Annotated in this window: 24 protein-coding genes and 1 pseudogene; 13 read left to right on the forward strand and 12 right to left on the reverse strand. The window is 71.4% G+C overall.

The annotated features are described in order from the left end of the window. Window positions 1–33: 33 nt before the first annotated feature. Complete coding sequence (locus ABD296_RS04685; protein ID WP_344261796.1) at window positions 34–711, reverse strand: TetR/AcrR family transcriptional regulator; 678 nt, start codon at window positions 709–711, stop codon at window positions 34–36. A gap of 75 nt (window positions 712–786) precedes the next feature. Further along, complete coding sequence (locus ABD296_RS04690) at window positions 787–1,551, reverse strand: carboxymuconolactone decarboxylase family protein (RefSeq protein WP_344261798.1); 765 nt, start codon at window positions 1,549–1,551, stop codon at window positions 787–789. A 305-nt stretch (window positions 1,552–1,856) separates the two neighbouring features. Between ABD296_RS04690 and ABD296_RS04695 the strand changes: the two genes are divergently transcribed. Further along, entirely contained in the window at window positions 1,857–3,341 is a 1,485-nt protein-coding gene (locus tag ABD296_RS04695) for an aldehyde dehydrogenase family protein (protein ID WP_344261801.1), read from the forward strand. Between the two features lie 85 nt (window positions 3,342–3,426). Here ABD296_RS04695 and ABD296_RS04700 read toward each other — a convergent pair whose 3' ends face one another. Further along, window positions 3,427–4,026, reverse strand: a complete 600-nt coding sequence (locus tag ABD296_RS04700) for a TetR/AcrR family transcriptional regulator (RefSeq protein WP_344261802.1) — start codon at window positions 4,024–4,026, stop codon at window positions 3,427–3,429. A 106-nt stretch (window positions 4,027–4,132) separates the two neighbouring features. Here ABD296_RS04700 and ABD296_RS04705 point away from each other — a divergent pair, with 106 nt between their 5' ends. Then, complete coding sequence (locus ABD296_RS04705; protein WP_344261804.1) at window positions 4,133–4,345, forward strand: molybdopterin cofactor-binding domain-containing protein; 213 nt, start codon at window positions 4,133–4,135, stop codon at window positions 4,343–4,345. After that, a pseudogene (locus ABD296_RS50480) lies at window positions 4,342–4,437 on the forward strand (molybdopterin cofactor-binding domain-containing protein); the annotation flags it as partial. The gene ABD296_RS04705 and the pseudogene ABD296_RS50480, both read left to right, overlap by 4 nt. A gap of 63 nt (window positions 4,438–4,500) precedes the next feature. Here ABD296_RS50480 and ABD296_RS04710 read toward each other — a convergent pair. After that, window positions 4,501–4,692: a hypothetical protein gene (locus ABD296_RS04710; protein WP_344261805.1), complete on the reverse strand. Its 192-nt coding sequence runs from the start codon at window positions 4,690–4,692 to the stop codon at window positions 4,501–4,503. On the opposite strand from ABD296_RS04710, the gene ABD296_RS04715 reads away from it, so the two are divergent. The 5 genes from ABD296_RS04715 (at window position 4,691) to ABD296_RS04735 (ending at window position 9,994) form a co-directional block, all read left to right on the forward strand. Then, window positions 4,691–5,527 (forward strand): mycofactocin-coupled SDR family oxidoreductase, encoded by an 837-nt coding sequence (locus ABD296_RS04715; RefSeq protein ID WP_344261807.1) that lies wholly within the window; start codon window positions 4,691–4,693, stop codon window positions 5,525–5,527. The genes ABD296_RS04710 and ABD296_RS04715 overlap by 2 nt on opposite strands. Before the next feature lie 41 nt (window positions 5,528–5,568). Then, window positions 5,569–6,762 carry a cytochrome P450 gene (locus ABD296_RS04720; RefSeq protein ID WP_344261809.1) on the forward strand — a complete coding sequence of 398 codons (1,194 nt, stop codon included), beginning with the start codon at window positions 5,569–5,571 and terminating at the stop codon, window positions 6,760–6,762. A gap of 90 nt (window positions 6,763–6,852) precedes the next feature. Further along, entirely contained in the window at window positions 6,853–8,844 is a 1,992-nt protein-coding gene (gene ligA / locus ABD296_RS04725; protein WP_344261812.1) for an NAD-dependent DNA ligase LigA, read from the forward strand. A gap of 184 nt (window positions 8,845–9,028) precedes the next feature. Further along, window positions 9,029–9,484, forward strand: a complete 456-nt coding sequence (locus tag ABD296_RS04730) for a DUF5994 family protein (protein WP_344261814.1) — start codon at window positions 9,029–9,031, stop codon at window positions 9,482–9,484. A gap of 72 nt (window positions 9,485–9,556) precedes the next feature. Beyond that, entirely contained in the window at window positions 9,557–9,994 is a 438-nt protein-coding gene (locus ABD296_RS04735) for an STAS domain-containing protein (protein ID WP_344261816.1), read from the forward strand. A 42-nt stretch (window positions 9,995–10,036) separates the two neighbouring features. Here the strand turns inward: ABD296_RS04735 and ABD296_RS04740 are convergent, their stop codons facing one another. The 3 genes from ABD296_RS04740 to ABD296_RS04750 form a co-directional block, all read right to left on the reverse strand. Next, window positions 10,037–10,333 (reverse strand): hypothetical protein, encoded by a 297-nt coding sequence (locus ABD296_RS04740; protein WP_344261818.1) that lies wholly within the window; start codon window positions 10,331–10,333, stop codon window positions 10,037–10,039. Window positions 10,334–10,443: 110 nt separating this feature from the next. Continuing rightward, window positions 10,444–10,863, reverse strand: coding sequence for an STAS domain-containing protein (locus ABD296_RS04745; RefSeq protein ID WP_344261820.1), 420 nt, complete (start codon window positions 10,861–10,863; stop codon window positions 10,444–10,446). 15 nt (window positions 10,864–10,878) lie between these two features. Further along, complete coding sequence (locus ABD296_RS04750; protein WP_344261822.1) at window positions 10,879–11,268, reverse strand: STAS domain-containing protein; 390 nt, start codon at window positions 11,266–11,268, stop codon at window positions 10,879–10,881. A gap of 720 nt (window positions 11,269–11,988) precedes the next feature. On the opposite strand from ABD296_RS04750, the gene ABD296_RS04755 reads away from it, so the two are divergent. Next, complete coding sequence (locus ABD296_RS04755) at window positions 11,989–12,261, forward strand: MerR family transcriptional regulator (protein WP_344262037.1); 273 nt, start codon at window positions 11,989–11,991, stop codon at window positions 12,259–12,261. Window positions 12,262–12,300: 39 nt separating this feature from the next. Here the strand turns inward: ABD296_RS04755 and ABD296_RS04760 are convergent, their stop codons facing one another. Further along, window positions 12,301–13,215, reverse strand: a complete 915-nt coding sequence (locus tag ABD296_RS04760; protein ID WP_344261824.1) for a LysR substrate-binding domain-containing protein — start codon at window positions 13,213–13,215, stop codon at window positions 12,301–12,303. 71 nt (window positions 13,216–13,286) lie between these two features. Between ABD296_RS04760 and ABD296_RS04765 the strand changes: the two genes are divergently transcribed. Genes ABD296_RS04765 through ABD296_RS04775 form a run of 3 tightly spaced genes read left to right on the forward strand, consistent with a single transcriptional unit; the run spans window position 13,287 to window position 15,809 of the window. After that, on the forward strand, window positions 13,287–14,483 hold the full coding sequence (locus ABD296_RS04765; RefSeq protein WP_344261826.1) for a thiolase family protein: 1,197 nt from the start codon (window positions 13,287–13,289) through the stop codon (window positions 14,481–14,483). Further along, a complete protein-coding gene (locus ABD296_RS04770) occupies window positions 14,480–15,175 on the forward strand; it encodes a 3-oxoacid CoA-transferase subunit A (protein WP_344261828.1) in 696 nt (231 codons plus the stop codon). The genes ABD296_RS04765 and ABD296_RS04770 overlap by 4 nt, the downstream gene beginning before the upstream one ends. 1 nt (window position 15,176) lies before the next feature. Further along, window positions 15,177–15,809, forward strand: coding sequence for a 3-oxoacid CoA-transferase subunit B (locus ABD296_RS04775; protein WP_344261830.1), 633 nt, complete (start codon window positions 15,177–15,179; stop codon window positions 15,807–15,809). A gap of 71 nt (window positions 15,810–15,880) precedes the next feature. On the opposite strand, the gene ABD296_RS04780 is transcribed toward ABD296_RS04775, so the two are convergent. The 4 genes from ABD296_RS04780 to ABD296_RS04795 are packed head-to-tail and all read right to left on the reverse strand — an operon-like array spanning window position 15,881 to window position 19,785. After that, window positions 15,881–17,134: an FAD-dependent monooxygenase gene (locus ABD296_RS04780; protein WP_344261832.1), complete on the reverse strand. Its 1,254-nt coding sequence runs from the start codon at window positions 17,132–17,134 to the stop codon at window positions 15,881–15,883. 22 nt (window positions 17,135–17,156) lie between these two features. After that, window positions 17,157–17,786, reverse strand: a complete 630-nt coding sequence (locus ABD296_RS04785; RefSeq protein ID WP_344261834.1) for a maleylpyruvate isomerase family mycothiol-dependent enzyme — start codon at window positions 17,784–17,786, stop codon at window positions 17,157–17,159. Continuing rightward, window positions 17,786–18,616, reverse strand: coding sequence for a fumarylacetoacetate hydrolase family protein (locus ABD296_RS04790; RefSeq protein WP_344261836.1), 831 nt, complete (start codon window positions 18,614–18,616; stop codon window positions 17,786–17,788). The genes ABD296_RS04785 and ABD296_RS04790 overlap by 1 nt, the downstream gene beginning before the upstream one ends. Further along, window positions 18,616–19,785, reverse strand: a complete 1,170-nt coding sequence (locus ABD296_RS04795; protein WP_344261839.1) for a cupin domain-containing protein — start codon at window positions 19,783–19,785, stop codon at window positions 18,616–18,618. Before ABD296_RS04795 ends, ABD296_RS04790 begins: the two co-directional genes overlap by 1 nt. Before the next feature lie 66 nt (window positions 19,786–19,851). Between ABD296_RS04795 and ABD296_RS04800 the strand changes: the two genes are divergently transcribed. Next, window positions 19,852–20,622 (forward strand): IclR family transcriptional regulator, encoded by a 771-nt coding sequence (locus ABD296_RS04800; RefSeq protein ID WP_344261841.1) that lies wholly within the window; start codon window positions 19,852–19,854, stop codon window positions 20,620–20,622. The last annotated feature ends 3 nt before the right edge of the window (window positions 20,623–20,625 follow it).

Below are 20,625 nucleotides of genomic sequence, written 5' to 3' on the forward strand. Positions count from 1 at the left end.
GCCGGCCGATTCCGGGAGGCGGCCTGGCCGTCGTCACAGATACGGCGGCCAGGTCGTAACGGGCGGTGCGTCCTCCAGGGCTGCGAGCGCCGCCGGCGACGCCGGAGCCTGGAGGAACCCGATGAGGCCGTCGAGCAGGTCCGCGACGTGCAGCGCGAACGGCACGACCGGGTAGCCGTTCACCTGGGCCCGTTCACGGTCGGACGCGGCGTCGACGCCGAAGGACACGACCTGGCCGATGCGGTGCAGCCGCAGCGGCTCGGGGAGGTGCGGAAGCAGCGCCGCGACGCGCTCGCCGAACTCGTGCGTCGACGCCCGGAACTCCTCGGGCAGCCGCTCGAACACGTCCTGGCGGTTGTGGTGCCGCAGCATGGTGAGGAAGGTGAGGTACCGGCTGCCTTCCCGTTCGCCCTGCTCCAGGAGCGGGAGCACGTAGCATTCGACCCACGTCCGCAGGTCGCGCGGGCGGTGCTGGGCGACGAGGATCCGGCGCCGTTCGTGGATGTCGGGCAGGCGATGCTCGCAGATCGCCTGGAGCAGGCGCTCCTTCGTCCCGAAGTGGTACTGGACGGCCGACTTGTTCCCGTTGCCGGCCTCGGCGCCGATCTGGCGGAGCGACACCCCGTCGATGCCGTGCTGCGCGAAGAGGCGCTCGGCGGCGCGGATGATCTCCGCTTTCGTGGACGACGTCGGGACCGACATGGACACCATGGATCACCTGCGGGGAGGTAAGGCGGCTGCATTCGCATTCATTCAGGCGACTGCCATCGTAGGAGGACCGGCGCTTCAGCGGCTCCGTTCGGCCCATACCGCGTCGGCGGTGCTCCCGAGCGCCTCGCCCTTGGCGAAGCCGTAGTAGGCGGCGAACTGCAGCACGATCTCGTCCATCTCCTCCTTGGTGACGTCGCCGGAGTTCAGCGCGGCGCCGACGTGCGACCGCAGCGGCGTCGGCGAGTCGCAGACGGCGACGCTCGCCACGGTGATGATGCGGCGTTCGCGGCGGGTGAGCCCGGGCCGCTGCCAGACGTGCCCGAAGACGAAATTGAGGATCCCGGCATGGATGTACGGGGTCTCGGGCCTCGGCGCCTGGATCAGATTGACGTCGACGAACTCCTCCACACCGCGCTTGATGCGCTCGTCCCAGTCGTCGATGCCCAGGGTCTCGTTGCCGAGCACCGGCAGCGGCCCGGGTTCCTCACCGCGCTCCCGCAGGATGCGGGCCCACTGCCGGCGGATCACGCCTTCGATGTGCGAGGCCTTCGGCCAGCCGCAGTAGACGGCGAACTGCAGCACGAATTCGAGCATCGCCTCCAGTTCCATGTCCCCGCTGTTGAGAGCGGCGTAGACGTGCTCGTCGATCGGCTCGGGCGCGTCCGCCGCTCCGACGCAGGTCAGCGTCACCCAGCGGCGGTCCCGCCGGCTCAGCCCGGGACGCCGCCACACCTCGCCGAACACGAAGTCGCGGGTGGCCGCCTCGAGCGGGGTGGCCGGTGCCGGCGCCTCGCGGGTCATGACCTCGCGATACGTCCTGTCGGCGAGTGCGTTGCCCATGCCACGTCCTCCGGTCGGCCTTCCAGAATTCGAACAGCTTAACTTTAAGTCGCAAGACTTCAGCGAGCAAGAGAATCAGGTTCTGCATCGACATCGGGCCACGATCGGTGGCCGCGTGAGGTCTCTGACCTGTGCTGATGTAGACGACTGAAAGTTAAGTCTGTTGACTTCGGCTTCGCGGTATGGTTCGATGCCATCGTTGGTGGTAGCGAGATTCTCAGAGCTGTAAACTCTCCTCTCCCCATCCGGCGGCGACACCGCCGGACGGACCGGTGCGCCGTTATGGACAAGGCGGGATCCGCACGATGACCACATCCCAGACCACCCCGGACGACGACCTCGGCGTCACCGGACCGCTCGTCGACGGCACGTGGCTCGGCCGCTCGTCCCTGGACGCGGTGGATCACGTCAACCCTGCGACCGCGCGGGTGAACGGCACCGTCCTGCAGAGCGGGCTACAGGAGGTGGACGCGGCAGTCAGGGCGGCCAAAGCCGCCGCTCCCGCGTGGCGGGCGATGTCACCCGACAAACGCCGGCGCATCCTGCAGCGGGTCGAGGAGCTGATGGAGGCCCGGGTTCCCGAACTCGGCCGCCTCACCACCCTCGAGATCGGCGCCCCCGCCCTGATGTCGGCGGCGCTCGCGCATCTGGCCGCAGGCTGGTTCGGGTACTACGCCGGCTGGACGGACAAGATCGAGGGCGCGACGATCCCGCTCAGCCCCGTGCTCGACACCGGCTTCGACTACACCCTCCCCGAGCCGTACGGCGTCGTCGGCGTCATCGTGACGTGGAACGGGCCGATCACGTCGATCGGCATGAAGGTGGCGCCCGCGCTGGCCGCGGGCAACTGCGTGGTCGTCAAGACGTCCGAGCTCGCGCCGTACACGGTGGCCCGGTTCGCGGAGATCGCCTTGGAGGCGGGCCTTCCTCCCGGGGTTCTGCACGTCGTTCCCGGCGGCGCGGAGGCGGGCGACCGGCTGGTCCGCCATCCGGACGTCGGGAAGGTCTCCTTCACGGGCGGGATCCTGACCGCGAAGAGGATCCTGGACGCCGCCCGGCACACGTTGAAGCCAGTACTGCTGGAACTTGGCGGCAAGTCGGCGAACGTGGTCTTCCCCGACGCCGACCTCGACGAGGCGGTCGCCCTGACCGTGCGGTCGTGCTACATCCTCGCCGGTCAAGGCTGCAATCTCGCCACCCGGATGCTGGTGCACCGCGAGGTGTACGAGGAGGTGGTCGAGTCGACCCGCCGGGGCGTCGCGGACCTGCGCACGGGCGATCCGTCCGAGCCGAGCACCACCATCGGCCCCGTCATCGACCAGGCCGCTCGCGACCGCGTCCTCGGTGTGATCGACCGGGCGCGGAAGGATGCGCGGGTCGCGATCGGCGGCCACGCCGTCGACCGGTCGTCGCTGCCGCCGCACGTGCGCGACGGCTACTTCATCGAGCCGACGGTCCTGGCCGATGTGGACCCGGCGAGCGAGGCCGCCAACCAGGAGATCTTCGGCCCGGTGCTGTCGGTCATCCCCTTCGACAGCGAGGAGGAGGCGGTCGGACTGGCCAACTCGACCCCCTACGGCCTGGGCACCTATCTCCAGACCCGCGACGTGTCACGGGTGCACCGGATCGTGCCGCTCCTCCGGTCGGGCAGCGTGCAGGTCAACGGCGTCTCCGGTCAGCCGCCCGGTGCGCCGTTCGGGGGATACAAGCAGAGCGGCACCGGACGAGAGGGAGGCAGGGAAGGACTCTTCGAGTTCCTCCAGACCAAGAACGTCTACATCCGCGCGTGACATGGAGGCAACGCGTCCCCGTGCGCCGCCGCAGGGCGTGCCGTGGCACGCCGGGGCAGGCCTGCGCCTCGTGTCCTCGGACGGTTCAGTCCGTCTCCGGGGCAGGAGCGCCGTCGATCTTCTGCAGGTATTCCTCGACCAGTGCCAGGGCTTCTTCATGGCCCACGGTGAGCCCCATGGCGTCCTCCATTGTGAGCGCTCGGGAGACCGTCGAGATCAAAACGGTGAGAGCGAGCGGAGGAATGGCCTCGGGGTCGATTCCGCGTGCTCTCAGATAATTGGCGAGTGCCTCTCTCTGAAGTTCGCGGGCCCGCTCGGCATAGCTGACCAGTTCAGCGCGCACCGCCTTGCGGTGGTTCGACAGCGCGATGAACTCGACGTTCAGCGCCGCTCCCCTGGGATGGCTGTTGTAGGCCCACAGGGAGTGCAGGAGCCGGCCGGATTCCAGCGCCCGCGTCTGGGCTTCCAGCTCCTGCTCGGAGCGCCTGCGGATCAGGGCGAGGAACAGGTCGTCCAGGGTACGGAAGTAGTAGTGGATCAGCGCCGGCGTGACGTCGGCCTCCCGTGCCACGCGCCGGATCCCGACGGCGGCGTAGCCCTCCTCCAGCATCAGCCGCTCGGCGATGTCCAGCAGCAGGAATCGCGTTTTGGAATTCTCCGGCCCCATACGGCGAGGCGAACTCATGTCTCTTTCTCCTTGACGGTCCACGGCACGGATGTTAAACAGTCGTTTAGCGCAGGATACGGCCTTTCCAGCCGTCGGCCTCCGAGAGAACGGAGAAGCTGCTCTGATGGCACTGAACGCGGCCGCCGCCCGCTACGCAGGCGCACGGACGCCTCGCGTCGAGGATCCGCTGCTGGGCCTGGGCGAGCACCGCATCCGGGTCGTGATGCGCGACACCGGCGGCGGCTTCGGGCAGAAGACCCCGCCGCAGCGCAAGGACATGTGCGTGATGCTCGCGGCCCGAAAGGTGCCCGGACCGCCGAGGACTGCGGACCGATGATCGACCCGAATGTGGTGGAGGGGCAGATCGCGGGCGGCACCGTGCAGGGGATCGGCGGCGCCCTGTACGAGCACTTCGCCTACGACGAGGACGGCAACCCCCTCACCACAACCTTCATGGATTACCTTCTGCCCACCACCACCGAGGTGCCCACCCTAGAGCACGGACACGTCGAGTCCCCGGGGCCCGGCGCGGGCGGCTACAAGGGCGTCGGCGAAGGCGGCGCGATCGACGCCGCCGAGGTGGGGCGCAGCGCCCTGCACGGATCCGCCGCTTACCGCGCCCGCGTCGGCGCGGCCATGGTCGCGCGCCGCCCAGACGCAACCGTCGAGAAGGAGAGAGATCATGCCCGGAAGAGTCGAAGGCAAGGTCGCGTTCATCACCGGCGCCGCCCGCGGCCAGGGCCGCAGCCACGCCGTGCGCCTCGCGGAGGAGGGCGCCGACATCATCGCCGTCGACGTCTGCAAGCAGATCGACAGCGTGCCCACCCCCATGTCCACCCCCGAGGACCTGGAGGAGACGGTCGCGCAGGTCGAGAAGGCGGGCCGGCGGATCCACGCCGTCCAGGCCGACGTGCGCGACTACGCCGCGCTGAAGGCGGCGGTCGACGAGGGGGTGAGCCGGTTCGGCCGGCTGGACATCATCCTGGCCAACGCCGGCCTCGCCGCCGCCGGCGACGCGATCCAGAAGATGAGCGAGAAGCTGTGGCGGGACTCGATCGACGTCAACCTGACCGGCGTCTGGCAGACCGTCAAAGCCGCCGTCCCGCACGTCATCGAGGGCGGCCGCGGCGGCGCGATCGTGCTGACCAGCTCCGTCGGCGGGCTGAAGTCGCACCCGAACATCGGCAACTACATCGCGTCCAAGCACGGCGTGGTGGGGCTGATGCGCAGCATGGCCGTCGAGTTCGCGGAGCACAGCATCCGTGTCAACTCCGTGCACCCCACCCAGGTCAACAGCCCGATGTTGATGAACGACATGACCTACCGGATGTTCCGTCCCGACCTGAAGAACCCGACCGCCGAGGACATGGCGCCGGTCTCGCAGATGATGAACATGCTGCCGGTCCCCTGGGTCGAGCCCGTGGACATCAGCAACGCGATCCTCTTCCTGGTCTCCGACGAGGGCCGCTACGTCACCGGCGTCCCCCTGCCCATCGACGCCGGCGCGATGCTCAAGTGAGCGCGAGGCCACGATCCGCACGTCCCCAGGAGGAGCAGAAGGTGGAGACCAGCGGCGAGATCTACTGGGACCCCTACGACGCGGGCATCGCTCGGAACCCCTACCCCATCTACCGCCGGCTCCGCGAGGAGACGCCGCTCTACTACAACGAGAAGCACGACTTCTACGCCCTCAGCAGGGCCGCCGACGTCGAGCGCGGCCTGCCGGACTGGCGGACGTTCTCCTCCGCGCGCGGGGACATCCTGGAGATCGTCCAGTCCGGCCTGGAGATCCCGTCGGGCACCGTCATCTTCGAGGACCCGCCCACCCACGGCATCCACCGCCGCCTGCTGTCCCGGCTGTTCACCCCCCGGCGGATCGGCATGCTGGAACCGAAGGTCCGCGACTTCTGCACCCGCACCCTGGATCCCCTCACCGGTGCGGACGGCTTCGACCTGGTCGCCGCCGTCGGCGCCGAACTGCCGATGCGCGTCATCGGGATGCTGCTCGGCATCCCCGAGGCCGACCAGCCGACGATCCGCGACATGGTCGACGACTCGCTGCGCACCGAGGACGGCGCGGGGATGGACCTCGACGGCGGCGCGCTCCTCAACACCGACGCCTTCGGCGAGTACATCGACTGGCGCAGGGAGCACCCGTCCGACGACCTCATGACCGAGCTGCTGACCGCCCGGTTCGAGGACGAGGACGGGCGGACGCGCACCCTCACCCGCGACGAGGTGCTGACCTACGTCTCGGTCGTCGCGGGGGCCGGCAACGAGACGACCGGGCGGCTCATCGGCTGGGCCGGGGCCGTGCTGGCGCGCCATCCCGAGGCCCGCCGCGAACTGGTGGCCGACCCGTCGCTGATTCCGGGCGCCATCGAGGAGATCCTGCGGTATGAGCCGACCGGGCACTCCATTGCCCGGTACGTCACCACGGACGTGGAGCTGTACGGCCGCACCGTCCCGGCCGGGAGCGCCATCGTCTTCATCGTCGCCTCCGCCAACCGTGACGAGGACCGCTACTCCGACCCCGACCGCTTCGACGTCCACCGCAGCATGGGCCATCTGCTGACGTTCGGCCTGGGCGGGCACTACTGCCTCGGTGCCGCGCTGGCCCGCCTGGAGGGCCGGATCGCGCTGGAGGAGATCCTGAAACGCTTCCCGACCTGGGAGGTGGACTGGGACAGCGCGAAGCTGGGGCAGACCTCGACCGTCCGCGGCTGGGAGACCCTCCCGCTGATCCTCGGCTGAGCCGTCCGCCGGGCGCTCCGCCCGGTGCCGCCCGCACGCGGGCGCCGGGCGGAGGCGGACATTGTCGGTGCCATCGCCTTTAATCGAGGAGTGGACGTTGAAGAGCGCATCGCCGAGCTGACCGCCGAGGTCAAGCGGCTGAACGACCTGTACTACGGCACCGGCGACAGCCCGCTGCCCGACGCGGACTACGACGCGCTGAAGGACGAGCTGGCGGCGCTCGTGGCCGAGCATCCCGAGCTCGAACCGGCCGACAGCCCGCTCGGCAAGGTCAACGCGCCGGCGGAGCTGACCGGCCCGACCATGCGGCATGCGCGCCCGATGCTGTCGCTGGCGAAGGCGACGAGCGAGGAGCAGATCCGCACGTTCTGCGAGCGCTTCGGCGGCCAGGTCTTCCGCGTGTCGGAGAAGCTCGACGGCCTCTCGCTCAGCGTCGTCTACAACGACGGCGGGCTCGACTACGTCGCCACGCGCGGCACCGGCGCGGTCGGCGAGCTGGTGACCGAGAAGGTGCGCCACGTGATCCCGGGCCTGCCGGCCGAGATCCAGGCGCCCGGACGCGTCGAGGTCCGCGGCGAGGCGGTGATGCTGCGGTCGGTGTGGGCCGCCTACAACGAGGCGCACCCGGACAAGACGCTGACCAACCCGCGGTCGGGCGCCGCCGGGACGCTGGTGCTGAAGGACCCCGAGGCGGCCGCGAAGGCCGAGCGGCTGCTGCGGTTCTTCGCGTTCGGCGCCGACCGCGACGGCGACGCGATGGACCTCCCGGCGGGTTTCGAGCCGGTCGCCCAGTACGTGTGCGCCGGCGCCGAGGAGGTGGTGGACGCGATCGCCGAGATCGGGAGCCGCCGCGACGGGCTGGACTACGACATCGACGGCGCGGTCGTGCGGCTGCACGAGCCGGCGGCGTTCGACGCGGCGGGCTTCAACAGCGCCGAGCCGCGCGGGGCGATCGCGTTCAAGTACCCGCCGGAGGAGAAGCTGACGACGCTGCTGTCGGTCGAGTGGCCGGTCGGCAAGATCGGCCGCGTCCCGCCGCGCGCGAAGGTCGCGCCGGTGTTCGTCGGCGGCGTGACGGTGGAGAACATCACCCTGCACAACCCGCGGCTGATCCGCGAACGGGACCTGCGGATCGGCGACACGGTCGCGGTCGTCCGGCGCGGCGACGTGATCCCGTTCGCGGGCCGCTCGCTGCCGGAGGAGCGGGACGGGAGCGAGGTCGAGATCGTCCCGCCGACGCAGTGCCCGTCGTGCGGTTCGGAGCTGGAGGTCCGCGGCACCGGCGAGGAGCGCTGGTGCCTCAACCTGCAGTGCCCGGCGCAGGCGACGCGCCGGCTGATGCACTGGGCCTCGCGCCAGGCGGCCGACATGGAGGGCGTCGGCGACGTCTGGATCGAGAAGCTCGCCGAGGACGGCGTCCTCAAGCGCCGCAGCGACTTCTACGACCTGACGGCCGAGCAGCTCCTCGGCTACGAGCGGATGGGCGAGGTCAGCGCCGGGAACATGGTCGACTCGATCGCGTCCTCCACCGGCATGGGGCTGCGGCGCGCGCTGATCGGGCTGGCGATCCCGATGGCCTCCGAGGGCACGGCCAAGCGGCTGTGCCTGGCCGGCTACGAGCGCATCGAGGACATCGCGGCGGCGACGGCCGAGGACCTGGTGGCGATCCGCGACATCGGGCCGAAGGTCGCCGAGAGCGTCGTGGCCTTCTTCGCCCGCGCGGACGTCCGGGAGGAGATCGCGGCGCTGCGCGAGCGCGGCGTGAACCTCGACGTGCTGCCCGAGGACCGGCCGGTCGACGCGGCGGCCGCGGGCGACTCGCCGCTCAAGGGCAGGTCGGTCGTCATCACCGGCGCCTTCACCGACCCGCGCTCGGGCGCGAAGATCAGCCGGCCGGACGTCACCCGCCTGGTCGAGCAGGCCGCGGCGGCGACCGCCTCGTCGGTCTCGGCCAACACCGACTACCTGCTCGCCGGCGCCGACGTCGGCGCCGCCAAGACCGGCAAGGCCGAGAAGCTCGGCGTCACGGTCGTCCACCAGGACGAACTGTGGCGCTGGCTGGCCGAAGCCGGCGTCATCTGACCGCATCCGCCGGGACGCGAGGCCGCCGGGCGGTGGCGGCGGCGCCCTCGCGTCCTCGCTCGGGGCGCGCCCGTTGGCGTAGTCTGGTGGTACCGAAGGCGCTTCGTGCGCGGGCCGTCAGGCCGGCGCCGTCCTCGGCGATGTGCGACACGGCCCGCGACGGGCCGGGAATGGGGCCTTCTCCATGGCCCGCAGCGCCCGATTCACGGATCCTCTGCTCCCGCCGCCGACGCAGTCCCGGTTGCGGTTCGCGCCGGGCGACGCCGGACGCGGGGTCATGGACGGCGGCTGGTGGCCCCGGTCGCGCGACGCGACCGCCGAACTCCCCGAACTGGTGATCGCCCTCGTCGAGAGGCTGGGCATGGTCACCCGCCTGACCATCGACTTCGACGACTGGGACCACGTCCCGCTCCGTATCACGGCCCTGGACCGGGAGATCAGGGTGGGCTGGCTGCCCCACCTCGACCACATGGTCGCGGTCACCTGCGGCCGCGCGGAGCCGGTCCTGCTCCTGGTCGTCCCGCCGGAGACGGCCCAGTCCTGCGCGGAGGAGGCCCTGGCCAAAGCCGCCGCCGGGACCGGCGATGCGTTGCCGGAGGAGATCCTGGCCTCCTGCGACATCTCCACCGCGCGGCCCTGAGCCCGCGGTTCCTGCACGGCCCCCGGCCGCCGTCAGACCGGGACCCCCTCCCTTCCGTCATCGGAGCGCACCATGACCACCTTCGAAACCGCCGCATCCGTCGCCGGCGCCGCGGCCAAGGCACCCGCCGAAGTGGCGAAGGCACCCGCCGAAGTGGCGAAGGCACCCGCCGAAGTGGCGATGCCCGCTCACCGGCGCCCGGCCCACACCATCGTCGCGCTGCACGGCGCCCTGGACGCGTCGGCGGCGCCGGCGCTGCGCGAGCAGCTGATCGGCGTGTTGCGGCACTGCGGCCGGCTGCTGGTCCTCGATCTCAGCGAGGTGCCGTCCGGTGACGAGACCGGGCTCGCGGTCCTGGTCGGCACCCTGCACCGCGCCGCGGCGCTGGGCGTCACCGTCCGCCTCGACGCACCCGGCCGGCAGCTCGCGGAGCTGCTCCACATCACCGGGTTGGACCGGGTGTTCCACACTCCCCTGACTCCGCCCGCACGCATCGAGCCCGCGGCATGACGACCGCACGGCACCGGCTCCGGCGCCGGCGGCCGTGCCCGTCTACAGCGGCTCGCTGATCCATTGCCAGCCGCCGTCCCCCGGCCGGGCGCTGATCAACTGCGGGCTGCCTGAGTCCGCGACCTCGGCGATCGTCCGGATCAGCCGGCGGTGGAAGTCGGCGGGCGGGTTCTCGCCGCCCGACGAACCCTCCAGCAACGTCACGCTGACCTTCGCCTCGTCGCGCAGCTGCACGGTCAACCGGCCGGTCTTGTCCAGCCGAAGGATCACGATCGCGTCGGCCCGGATCAGATCTCCGTCGGCCGCCATGATCCACACTTCGGGCATCGTCCCGCTCATGAGGCTCACCTCCCTGGGCCGGGAAGTCCTGGCCCCCACCACTCCAACATACGGTGCTCCTTCCCTCTCTCACCGGCGCGGTGACGAACGGCCATCCGCCCGGTACCGGTCTATTGACGGGGCCGTTCGGGTCGGCTGGGCCCGTGCGGCCCGGCCTGGTGGATCACGACCGCCGCCTCCACCGAGGGATAGATCGGAATGATCCGGGTGAAGCCGGTGGTCCGCAGTACCTGGCGGACGCGCTGGTTCACCGCCGCGACGGCGAGCGTGCCCGCCTGATCACCCCGGTCGTCCGCCTGCTGCGACGGCTGGAGGAGACGGTGGAGGCCGGCCAGCACGCTGAGGCCGTTGGAATCGACGAACTCGACGCGGGCGAAGTCCAGGATGAGATGGTCGGCGCCGTCGCCGAGCAGAGCGGCCAGGTGACCGCGCAGCTCGGAGGCTGACGCGACGTCCAGGTCGCCGGCCAGCGACACGACGGCCAGACCGGCACCGTCCGGCGGGAACCGGCTTTTCACGGTCAAGCCCATTGCGGACACCGCCGGTCAGTGGGGGGCGATGCGGTGGAGGGCGTGCCGCACGGTGGGACTGACCCCGATGTGCTGGTCGAGGCCCGTGCGGGCCAGGATCCTGCGGCACACCTCCGGCGGCCGGGCCACGACCAGGTCCCCGCGGCGGGAGCGGACGGTCTTCCATAGGGCGACCAACGTGTTCAGCCCGCAGGAGTCACAGAAGGTCACCTGGTCCAGGTCCAGCACGATCCGCGGCCGGGTGAGCGCGGCGGTCGTCGCGATCGCCTGCTCGCGCAGCGCGTCGGCGGTGAACGCGTCGATCTCGCCATGGACGTGCACCACCGTGCAGGACGCGACGTGCTCGATCCGGACCCGCAACCGGCCTTGAGGGGCTTCCTCCCAGGAAGCGGCCATCTGCGTCATCCCGTCTCACCTCCATGTGCCGGACGGTCTACCCCCGCGCGGCCGGAGCACTCATGATCGATGCAGGGAAGCAGGGAATGTGATCTACGAAACTCTGTAGTGATCGAGGTAGATTTTCGAACCGAGGCGGGGTAGTGTTCCTGTCATCGAAGAGAGACGAGTCCATGAGAAGCGGCAGAGGACGAACTGCCGGAACATATGGATGACGCCGACCGGGCGTGCCGGGGCCAACGCAGTGGAAGGGGCTCCGGCAGCCGGTCGGGACCGCGGCCAACGGGTCGCGGGGAGCGACACGACGCAGGAAAACGCAGTACTCAGAGAAACACGCAGTATCGGTAGTGATGTCGAGGAAAGGAGGGTTCGACGCCATCGGGATCGCCCGCTGCAGGCTCCAGTCACGCCGCACGGGTACCGCAGCTCCACGGATAGGACGGTGGTCTACGGTCATACATCCGCGATCCCTGCGACGCCGCCCCCGTCTGGGCGGCCGACGTGGAAGACCGGTTCGTCAGAGCCGGTAGATGGTGTTGTACCTCTGGGCCCCGGCGCCGCAGTCTGGCGCCGGGGCCCCTGTTGTCGTCACTGCCGGCCGAGGGCAGTACGGAAGGTTTAGTGAAAGCATCCGAGTCGGCCCGGGCCGGCGAGCAGTCACACCAGCACGACCCGCGACCAGGCGCGCTCGAGGACAAGTTCGACGACGAGGACTACCCGGCCTACAGCATGGGCCGCGCCGCCGAGATGCTGGGCGTCACCCCCGCGTTCCTGCGCAGCCTCGACACCTCCCGGCTGATCGTCCCGCAGCGCTCCTCCGGCGGTCACCGCCGCTACTCCCGCTACCAGCTGCGCATGGCGCAGCGCGCCCGCGACCTGGTCGACCAGGGAACCCCCCTTGAGGCGGCCTGCCGCATCATCATCCTCGAAGACCAGCTCGCCGAAGCCCAGCGCATCAACACCCAGCTACAGCAGGAGCGCACTTCCCGGAACCCGGAGTAGCAGGCCCGTCGCGGAGGATCCCGCCGCCGTGCCGGTGCGTCAGGTGCGTCCCGGTGCGGGTGCCGGCGTGCCGCGGACGATCCGGTGGACGACGGCGACGGCTCGGGCGAGGTGGGGTTCCGTGCGGTCGGTCCGGTGGGCGAGCGCGAGGTCGACGCTCACGGCGGGCCGCACCAGCCGGCGGAAGACGACGCCGTCCAGGGCCAGGGCCGTCACGGGTTCGGGGACGACGGCCACGCCGAGCCCGCCCGCGACGAGGGTGATCAGCGTGGAGGTCTCGCCGACCTCGTGGCGGATCCGGGGCTCGACGGCGGCGTCGCGGAAGAGGCCGAGCACGACGTCGTACATCACCGAGCGGCGATCCGCGGAGTGGACGATGAGGTCGGTGTCCGCGATGTCGGTGACCCCTACGCGCGGGAGGGCGGCCAGAGGGTGGTCGGCGGGGACGGCGACGACGAGCCGGTCCCGGCGCAGCGGCAGGACGGTGAGCGAGAGGTCGGCGATCGGCGGGCGCAGCAGCGCCAGGTCGATCGCGCCGGTCCGCAGGGCCGCGGCCTGGTCGGGCACCAGCATCTCGCCGCGGAAGGAGAAGTCGACACCGGACAGCTCGAGCGAGAGGCCGCGGGACAGGGCGGGCAGCAGGCTGTAGGTCGCCGATCCCACGCAGCCGATCGTGAGGTGGCCGACCGCGCCGGCCGCGATCCGGCGGGCCTCGTGCGCCGCCTCGTCCACCTCGCCGAGGATCCTCCGGGCGCGGGCCAGGTAGCCGCGGCCCGCGTCGGTGAGGTCGACCCGGCGCGTGCTGCGGTGGAGCAGTTCGACGCCGAGGTCGCTCTCCAGCCGGCGGATCGCCTGCGACAGCGGCGGCTGGGCCATGTTGAGCCGCTCGGCGGCGCGGCCGAAGTGGAGTTCCTCGGCGACGGCGACGAAGTACCGCAGCTGACGTAGATCCATATGCAGTGCGTATCAATCGGAGCGAATATTGATACTTCACTGTATCAAGTGAGGTCACCTAGCCTCGGGGCATGAGCTCCTTTCTGTACTCGGCCGTCCGGACACCGTTCGGGCGGTTCAACGGCGCCCTGGCGGGCGTGCGGCCCGACGACCTCGCGGCGGGCGTGATCACCGCGCTGCTGGAGCGGGCCCCCGGGCTCGACCCCGCGGTGATCGGCGAGGTCGTCTGGGGGAACGCGAACGGTGCGGGCGAGGAGAACCGCAACGTCGGCCGGATGGCCGCGCTGCTCGCCGGGCTGCCGACGAGCGTGCCCGGCACGACCGTCAACCGGCTGTGCGGGTCCAGCCTCGACGCGGCGATGATCGGGTCCCGGACGATCGAGACCGGCGACGCCGACGTGGTGCTGGCCGGCGGGGTCGAGTCGATGACCCGGGCGCCGTGGGTGCTGCCGAAGCCGCCCAAGGGCTTCCCCGCCGGTGACCTCACCGCCGTGTCGACCACGCTCGGCTGGCGGCTGGTGAACAAGCGCATGCCGAAGGAGTGGACCGTCTCCCTGGGCGAGGCCAACGAGCTGCTCCAAGAGAAGTACGGCGTCGGCCGCGAGCGTCAGGACGCGTTCGCCCTGCGGTCGCACCGGCTGGCGGCGGCCGCGTGGGACGAAGGCTTCTACGACGACCTCGTGGTCCCCGTCGAGGGGCTGAAGCGCGACGAGGGCATCCGCGCCGACACCTCGTTGGAGAAGCTGTCCGGGCTCAAGCCGAGCTTCCGCCCGGACGGCACCATCACCGCCGGCAACGCCTCGCCGCTGAGCGACGGCGCGTCCGCCCTGCTGCTCGGTTCGGCCGAAGCCGCCGACCGGATCGGCCTGGAGCCCATCGCGCGCATCGCCGGACGGGGCGCGTTCGCCCTCGACCCGCACGAGTTCGGATACGCCCCCGTCGAGGCGGCCAACCGCGCCCTCGCGCGGGCCGGGATCGGCTGGGACCAGGTGGGCGCGGTCGAGCTCAACGAGGCCTTCGCCGTCCAGTCGCTGGTCTGCGTCGACGCCTGGGGAATCGCCCCCGAGATCGTCAACACCCGGGGCGGCGCGATCGCGATCGGCCACCCGCTCGGCGCCAGCGGCGCCCGCGTCCTCGGCACGCTCGCGAAGGTGCTGCGCGAGCGCGGCGAGCGCTGGGGCGTCGCCGCCATCTGCATCGGCGTCGGGCAGGGCCTGGCCGTCGTCCTGGAGAACACGAACCTGAACGACACGGAGGCGGGGGCGTGAGCCGCGCGGAGATCTACGAGAGCGTCGACGAGGCCGTCCGCGGGATCGAGGACGGCAGCACCGTCCTGGTCGGCGGCTTCGGCTTCGCGGGCATGCCGTTCGACCTCATCGACGGGCTGATCCGGCAGGGCGCGAAGGACCTCACCATCGTGTCCAACAACGCCGGCAACGGCGACGTCGGGCTGGCCGCGCTGCTCAAGGCCGGGCGCGTCCGGAAGGTGATCTGCTCGTTCCCCCGGCAGAGCGACTCCTACGTCTTCGACGAGCTGTACCGGTCCGGGAAGATCGAGTTGGAGGTCGTGCCGCAGGGCAACCTCGCCGAGCGGATGCGAGCGGCGGGCGCGGGCATCGGCGCGTTCTACTGCCCGACCGCCGTGGGCACTCCCCTGGCCGAAGGCAAGGAGACCCGGACGATCGACGGGCGCGTCCACATCCTGGAGTACCCGATCAAGGGCGACGTGGCGCTGATCAGCGCCCACCGTGCCGACACGATGGGCAACCTCGTCTACCGCAGGACCGCCCGCAACTTCGGCCCCGTCATGGCGACGGCCGCGACCACCACGATCGTGCAGGTGGGCGGGGTCGTCTCCGCCGGGGACCTCGATCCGGAGGCGGTCGTCACGCCCGGCATCTTCGTCCACCGGGTGGTGCGGGTCGAGGAACGCCACTACACCGTCCAAGGAGCGCGCTGACATGTCCCTCACTCCGGACGAGCTCGCCGCGGTCGTCGCCCGCGACATCCCGGCGGGCTCCTACGTCAACCTCGGCATCGGCCGCCCCACCAAGGTCGCCGACCACCTCCCGGACGGCTCGGGCGTCGTGCTGCACACCGAGAACGGCATGCTCAACATGGGGCCCGCCGCGACGGGCGACCAGATCGACCCCGATCTCACCAATGCCGGCAAGGTTCCGGTGACCGAGCTTCCCGGGGCGTCCTACTTCCACCACGCGGACTCGTTCGCGATGATGCGCGGCGGCCATCTGGACGTGTGCGTGCTGGGCGCGTTCCAGGTGTCGGCCACCGGGGACCTCGCCAACTGGAGCACCGGCGCGCCCGGCGCCATCCCGGCCGTGGGGGGCGCGATGGACCTCGCCATCGGCGCCAAGCAGGTCTTCGTGATGATGACGCTGTTCGACAAGGAGGGCCGGTCGAAGCTGGTGCCCGAATGCACCTACCCGCTGACCGGCGTCGGCTGCGTCAGCCGGGTCTACACCGACGTCGCCGTCATCGACGTGGGCCCGGACGGGGCGGCGGTCCGCGAGACCTTCGGCATCACGGTCGACGAGCTCCGCGACCGGGTGCCCGTCCCCCTCAAGGACGCCTGACCGTTGACTTGCGGCGAGTCGTCGTTATGGGCCGTCCCATAACGACGACTCGCCGCAAGTCGACGAGGCCATCAGGGGGCGAAGGGGGCGAGCGCGTCCGTCTTCGCGGACGACAGCGGGATCGGCGTGAACATCGGGGGCTCGTCGGCGGGGTCCAGCGCGGTCGGGCCGTAGAGCCAGTCCACGAACGCGTAGTCGTAGGTGTCGCGCTCCCGCAGCAGGACGTTCCGCTGCTTCCGGGCGAGCCCGTCGAGGTGCCACAGCTCGCCCCAGGCACGCGAAGTGGTGACGACCCGGCGGCAGTGCTCCGGCCGGACGGCCTGGTAGGCGGCGAGGACGGCCGGCCAGCCCTCTTCGGCGAGGTGCCGGGCGACGTGCTCGCCGAGCACCCAGCCGTCCTCGATCGCCATGATCGCGCCCTGGGCGATGTATTGCAGCGGCGGGTGGGCGGCGTCGCCGAGCAGCGCGATGTTGCCGTCGACCCAGGTCATGATCGGGTCGCGGTCGTACATCCGCCACCACCGGTCGCGCCACATGTCGGGCAGCCCGCCGCGCACGAAGCCGCACGTCCGCGCGAACGCCGCGTCCAGCTCGTCGGGCGTGCCCCAGTCCTCCTCGCCGGCGCGCGCCTTGGGCGACTCGAAGACGGCGACCTGGTTGAGCAGCTCGCCGCCGCGCAGCCCGTAGTGGACGAAGTGGCAGCGCGGGCCGACGTGCACGACGACCTCGGACAGGTCGACGTCCGCCGCCCGGCCGCTCGCGGTCGGCGTGGTGCCCCGGTAGGCGACGTACGCCGACGACACCGGCTCATCGTCCACCAGCAGCCTGCGCGCCACCGAGTGCAGCCCGTCGGCCGCGATGACGATCCGGGCCTCCTCGGCGCGGCCGTCGGCGAGCGTCACCCGCGCACCGTCCGGAGTGTTCTCGTAGGCGGTCACCTGCTGCGACGTCCGCAGGTCGACGCCGGCGCGCCCGCAGGCGCGCAGCAGCATGGCGTGCAGGTCGCTGCGGTGGATGACCAGGTAGGGGAAGCCGTAGCGGCGTTCCAGGTCGCGCAGGTCGAGCCGGGTCAGCTCCGCGCCGTCGACGGCGTCGCGCATGATCATCGCGTCCGGCAGGACGCCGAGGCTCCGGGCCTCGTCCAGCAGGCCGTAGTCGTCGAGGATGCGGGTGCAGTTGGGGGCGAGCTGGATGCCGGCACCGACCTCGCCGAAGGCGGAGGCCCGTTCGAGCACGCGGACCGCGAGGCCCCGGCGGGTCAGGGCGTAGGCGGCGCCCAGCCCGCCGATCCCGCCGCCGACGACGATCACATCAGGGTCGGTCATGGTCTCTTCCTTCTCGGGCGCGTCAGAGCCAGGGCCCGAGGGGCGGGGCGCCGGCGAGGGCGTGCGGCCGTCCGGCCAGCCAGGCGGCCACCTCGGGCAGCGGCCCGTCCGGCAGGGCCGAGGCGTCCAGCTTCCGCTTGGCGGCGATCTCGGTGACGAGGGCCTCCAGGAAGTCGCCCGGCAGATCGGCGAAGGAGACTCCGCGGTCCAGGTCGACGGCGTGGACGAAGGTCTCCCGCGACCGCATCCAAGGCACCTCGGTCGCGGGAACGGTGCGGCCCTGCGCCGTGACGACCTCGGCCTGCCACTGGCGGTCGGTGAGCGCTTCCATCGCCGTCCGCAGCGCCGCGCAGGAGGAGGTCAGCCAGCCGGTCAGCTCCGCGTCGCTCATCCGGGGGCCGCGCTCGATGCCAGCTGCGCGCTCCTCCGGCGAGGCGTACATGGGGGTCTCCTCGCCGGTGGCCGCCCAGTGCACCAGGTTGCCGAGCGCGTCGGCGTTCGCGGCGACGTGCGCGACCAGGTGCTTGCGTGACCAGCCGGGCAGCAGGCTCGGGGCGTCGTACTCCGGCTCGGTCAAACCGGTGGCGGCATCGAGGAACAGCTTCGTGCCGTCCTGCATCCAGCGGAGGGCGTCGGCGGACGTGCGGGCCATCAGGCGTCCTTGACGATGCGGTTGGTGCACGCGCCGAGGCCCTCGACCTCGGTCACGACCGTCTCGCCGCCGGTCAGGTAGACCTTCGGGTCGCGGGCGTGGCCGACGCCGGCCGGAGTGCCGGTGGCGATCAGGTCGCCGGGACGCAGCGTGATGATCGTGGAGATGTACTCGACCAGGAAGACCGGGTCGAACAGCAGCGTGCCGGTGTCGTCGGACTGCATCTCCCGGCCGTCCACGAGCGTCCTGACCTTGAGCGCCGGACGGACGCCGCCGACCTCGTCCGGAGTGACCAGGTACGGGCCGACGGGGGTCGAGGAGTCCCAGATCTTGCCCTGCGTCCACTCGATGGTGCGGAACTGCCAGTCGCGCACGGAGATGTCGTTCATGACGGTGAACCCGGCGATCGCCGCCTCGGCCTGCGCGTCGTCCGCGCGGCGGATCTCCTGGCCGATGACCACGGCGAGTTCCACCTCCCAGTCGAGCGCGTCGGTCTCGGCGGGCTTGACGATGTCGTCGTGCGCGCCGATCAGGGAGTCGGCGAACTTCGGGAAGAGCGTCGGGTACGCCGGGAGCTCCCGCCCCATCTCCTTGATGTGGTTGGAGTAGTTGTGGCCGACGCAGATCACCTTCGACGGACGGGGCACGACGGGCGCGAAGTCGGCGCCTTCGAGGTCGTGGACCGCGCCGGAGGCGCCCGCCGCCTTCGCCCGCCAGTCCGGTTCGGCGAGGAGGGCGCCGAGGTCGGAGTACCCGAGGTCGACGAGCCCGCCGTCGTCGAGGCGGACGGCTCGGGTCCCGGCGGCGGTGCGGATGGTGGAGAGCTTCATCAGGCGTTGTCCTTGGCGGTTCGGTGGAGCTTGAGGGCTTCGAAGACGGGGGCGTCGCCGAAGCGGAACAGGTCGAGGGCCCCGGAGTCGGAGTCGGACGGTCCGGCCTCGGACCGCACCGAGAACGGCTCCCAGGAGGGCACGACGAACAGGTCCCCGCGGGTCACCGACCAGGTCCGGTCGCCGACCGTCACCGTGCCGGAACCGTCGAAGACCTGGTAGACGCTGGAACCGGTCTCGCGGACCGGAACCGTCTCGGCGCCCCGCGCCACCCGGTGGAATTCGGCGCGCAGCGTCGGGAGCACGTCGGTGCCGTCGGCCGGGTTGGTGTACCGGACGGCGGCGTGGCCGGGCTCCACCGTGGCGGCGTGCCCGTCCTTCTCCAGCACGAGCTGATCGGCCAGCGCACGGTCGGTGTGCTCCCACTTGTAGGACAGCAGCGGCGAGCCGGGCGTGGTGTGGCCGACGCCGACCGGGCGCAGCCCGGGGTAGCCCCAGAGCCGCTCGGAGCGGGACCGCTCGGGCGTGACGCGCTCGGCCTCGGAGATCTCGTCGCGCCCGAACTCGAAGAACTGCGCCTCGGTCAGGTACTGGAAGGGGATGTCGAGGCCGTCGATCCAGGCCATCGGCCGGTCGGTGGCGTTGTGGTGGGCGTGCCAGTTCCAGCCGGCCTGCGGGAGGAAATCGCCCCGGTTCATCGGCACGGGGTCGCCTCCGACGACCGTCCACACGCCGGAGCCCTCGACGACGAAGCGGAAGGCGTGCTGGGTGTGGCGGTGCTCGGGCGCGTCCTCGCCGGGCATGAGGTACTGGATCGCCGCCCACAGCGTCGGGGTGGCGAACGGACGGCCGCCCAGCCCCGGGTTGGCCAGGGCGATCGCGCGACGCTCGCCGCCGCGGCCGACCGGGACGATCCGGCCCGCCCGCTCGGCGAGACGGACCAGCCGGTCCCACGTCCACACGTGCGGGACGGCGCTGGAGCGCGGATGGGGCGGCATCAGGCCGCCGATCTCGGTCCACAGCGGGACGAGCAGTTCGGCCTCGAAGCCGCGGTAGAGGTCTTCGAGCTCCGGGGTGACGTCCGGCTGGCCGGGCGCGTCGACGGCCCGCAGCGTCACGGGCGAGTCTGCCGAGGATTCCGCGAGGGCGTCGACTGGAGTGCTGGTCATGGGGGAATCGTCCTGCTTGTACGCTGTGAAGAAGACGGAATTCTGCTCTCCAGAATCGGGGACCGGGTGGACAAGCCGCTCAAGGCACCGCCGCCGTACGCCATCAGGAGCGTCGACAACGCCCTGCGCATCGCGACGATGCTGCAACTGGAGGGCCCGCTCACGGTCGGCGAGGTCGCGCGGCGGCTCGGCGTAGCGAGCTCGACCGCGCACCGGCTGCTCGCCATGCTCGTCTACCGGGACTTCGCGGTCCGCGACGCCGACCGCGCCTACCGCGTGGGCCCCGTCCTGGAGCTCGCCGCCCACTCCCAGTCGGCCGCGGCCCGGCTGCGGGCCGCCGCGCTGCCGCACCTGCACCGGCTGGTCGAGCTGCTCGGCGAGTCCGCCAACCTGACCGTCCGCACCGGCGACACGGTGCGCTTCATCGCCAGCGTCGAATCGCGGCAGGCGCTTCGGGTCGGCTCGCGCGAGGGAATGGTCTTCCCCGCCCACCGCACCACCGCCGGCCTGCTGCTCCTCGCCGAGCTGCCGCCCGACCGGCTGGCCGCGCTGTACACCGCCGGCCGCTACGACCAGTACCCGGACGACCGGCCGGACCTGGACGCCCTGCGGACGGAGCTGGCGCGGGTGCGCCGCAACGGGTTCGTGGTCAACCAGGGCCGTTCCGAGCGGGGCGTCGTCGCGATCGGCGTCCCCGTGCGCGCACCGGACGGCGAGGTCGCGGCCGGCCTGTCGGTGTCGATGCCGAGCGCCCGGTACGAGAAGGAGCGGCTGCCCGCGCTCGTCGGCACGCTGCGCACGGTGGCCGACGCGCTGGAGCGCGATCTGACGCGGTGATGC

It is taken from the genome of Actinomadura napierensis (assembly GCF_039529375.1).
Lineage (GTDB): Bacteria > Actinomycetota > Actinomycetes > Streptosporangiales > Streptosporangiaceae > Spirillospora > Spirillospora napierensis.

Coding starts and splice junctions, on each gene's coding strand:
- ABD296_RS04685 (WP_344261796.1), bottom strand. CDS start 711: ATGGTGTCCATGTCGGTCCCGACGTCGTCCACGAAAGCGGAGATCATC.
- ABD296_RS04690 (WP_344261798.1), bottom strand. CDS start 1,551: ATGGGCAACGCACTCGCCGACAGGACGTATCGCGAGGTCATGACCCGC.
- ABD296_RS04695 (WP_344261801.1), top strand. CDS start 1,857: ATGACCACATCCCAGACCACCCCGGACGACGACCTCGGCGTCACCGGA.
- ABD296_RS04700 (WP_344261802.1), bottom strand. CDS start 4,026: ATGAGTTCGCCTCGCCGTATGGGGCCGGAGAATTCCAAAACGCGATTC.
- ABD296_RS04705 (WP_344261804.1), top strand. CDS start 4,133: ATGGCACTGAACGCGGCCGCCGCCCGCTACGCAGGCGCACGGACGCCT.
- ABD296_RS04715 (WP_344261807.1), top strand. CDS start 4,691: ATGCCCGGAAGAGTCGAAGGCAAGGTCGCGTTCATCACCGGCGCCGCC.
- ABD296_RS04710 (WP_344261805.1), bottom strand. CDS start 4,692: ATGATCTCTCTCCTTCTCGACGGTTGCGTCTGGGCGGCGCGCGACCAT.
- ABD296_RS04730 (WP_344261814.1), top strand. CDS start 9,029: ATGGCCCGCAGCGCCCGATTCACGGATCCTCTGCTCCCGCCGCCGACG.
- ABD296_RS04735 (WP_344261816.1), top strand. CDS start 9,557: ATGACCACCTTCGAAACCGCCGCATCCGTCGCCGGCGCCGCGGCCAAG.
- ABD296_RS04740 (WP_344261818.1), bottom strand. CDS start 10,333: ATGAGCGGGACGATGCCCGAAGTGTGGATCATGGCGGCCGACGGAGAT.
- ABD296_RS04745 (WP_344261820.1), bottom strand. CDS start 10,863: ATGGGCTTGACCGTGAAAAGCCGGTTCCCGCCGGACGGTGCCGGTCTG.
- ABD296_RS04750 (WP_344261822.1), bottom strand. CDS start 11,268: ATGACGCAGATGGCCGCTTCCTGGGAGGAAGCCCCTCAAGGCCGGTTG.
- ABD296_RS04755 (WP_344262037.1), top strand. CDS start 11,989: ATGGGCCGCGCCGCCGAGATGCTGGGCGTCACCCCCGCGTTCCTGCGC.
- ABD296_RS04760 (WP_344261824.1), bottom strand. CDS start 13,215: ATGGATCTACGTCAGCTGCGGTACTTCGTCGCCGTCGCCGAGGAACTC.
- ABD296_RS04765 (WP_344261826.1), top strand. CDS start 13,287: ATGAGCTCCTTTCTGTACTCGGCCGTCCGGACACCGTTCGGGCGGTTC.
- ABD296_RS04775 (WP_344261830.1), top strand. CDS start 15,177: ATGTCCCTCACTCCGGACGAGCTCGCCGCGGTCGTCGCCCGCGACATC.
- ABD296_RS04780 (WP_344261832.1), bottom strand. CDS start 17,134: ATGACCGACCCTGATGTGATCGTCGTCGGCGGCGGGATCGGCGGGCTG.
- ABD296_RS04785 (WP_344261834.1), bottom strand. CDS start 17,786: ATGGCCCGCACGTCCGCCGACGCCCTCCGCTGGATGCAGGACGGCACG.
- ABD296_RS04790 (WP_344261836.1), bottom strand. CDS start 18,616: ATGAAGCTCTCCACCATCCGCACCGCCGCCGGGACCCGAGCCGTCCGC.
- ABD296_RS04795 (WP_344261839.1), bottom strand. CDS start 19,785: ATGACCAGCACTCCAGTCGACGCCCTCGCGGAATCCTCGGCAGACTCG.